The sequence below is a fragment of the Anaerophaga thermohalophila str. Valhall genome (assembly GCF_000250735.1).
GTDB lineage: Bacteria > Bacteroidota > Bacteroidia > Bacteroidales > Marinilabiliaceae > Anaerophaga > Anaerophaga thermohalophila_A.
The window spans coordinates 1-1,186 of sequence record NZ_AHZV01000348.1; the positions used below are offsets into that span (position 1 = coordinate 1).

At 36.6% G+C, this 1,186-nt stretch carries 1 protein-coding gene; it reads right to left on the reverse strand.

What is annotated here, in order from left to right; all coding sequences use genetic code 11:
- Positions 1-288: 288 nt before the first annotated feature.
- Positions 289-444 carry an SHOCT domain-containing protein gene (locus OQ5_RS21595; protein WP_016778807.1) on the reverse strand — a complete coding sequence of 52 codons (156 nt, stop codon included), beginning with the start codon at positions 442-444 and terminating at the stop codon, positions 289-291.
- Between the last annotated feature and the right edge of the window lie 742 nt (positions 445-1,186).

Below are 1,186 nucleotides of genomic sequence, written 5' to 3' on the forward strand. Positions count from 1 at the left end.
GACGAAAACTTATGAATAAAGCAGGTTAAGTGCTATTCAGCAGACCCTAATTAATTGTTTGCACAATCAATAACATAAACTCTAACGTTCTTATAATAAAAACTTTGCGCCATTGCGTCTCTGCGTTTAGGCTTTTATTACTTTCATCCGTATAAAATTTATTTATTAAGGTCGGATGGAACTCGCGATTTCTTTATACATGCCCTTTTGTGGCAGTTTTCTTTGTAAACAAAGCGGCAAAGCCGAAGGAGAAACCAAAGCCACATGCTCCTTTCATTTAAATCAATTCTAAGCTCCCATCAAATCCTTTAGTTTCTCTTCATACTCATTCCGGTCAATTTCACCTTTTACATACCGCTCTTTCAGAATTGTTAGCGGAGAGGGGTGTTCTTCTTCTATAGCATCTTTGATGCCTTTCCTGGTGGCCCATGACAAAAATGCCAAAGCAGGTACTACAACAAACCAGCCCCAGCCAATAGTCCAGGCACCTGATGATTTCTTCTTGTCTTTTTTTGTATTTTTTTCTTTTTTCTTTGCATGACTAGGAGTTTTTAATTTATGTTCGTTTTTTTAAGTATGTTGCAATAGGTATATAATTTCGCTTCAGGCTTTCATTCATTCTGCCACTTCCAGGTTCATTAATCATCGGTAGAGGCTGTCTCAAAAGCATAATATTCCAAAGGTTTGTCATGTTGAGCGTAGTCGAAACATCTGTCTTTCAAATGAAAAGATTCTTCGACAAGCTCAGAATGACATCAAATTTGGACTTTTGAGACAGCCTCATACTTTTTGCCTGTCGGCTACTTATGTTTAAAGAATCTAACCATTTTGTTGTAATTCCCAAGTTAGTAATTTTGATCGATAAGATAAAGAGGATTCTTCTAAACTATTTAGTGTCTGTCCATAAAGTACCATTTGCTGTGTTATGCTCGCCGCCAAAATACTCATTTACGGAAAGTAAACTGCGTTTTTGTCGGCTTCGCAAGCCTTGCAACTGGCACTTTCTGAACAGACACACATATTGTAAAAATTTTTGCGAGTTTATAGACGAACACTATTTAGCATTTGGTCATAAAGCTCCATTCACTGTGTTATACTTTTTTCAATGATTGGAAATTATTTGTTTATGAAACGAGACCTGATTAAGCAGGGCGAGCAGAGTATCCGACTTTAAAAAATATCACTA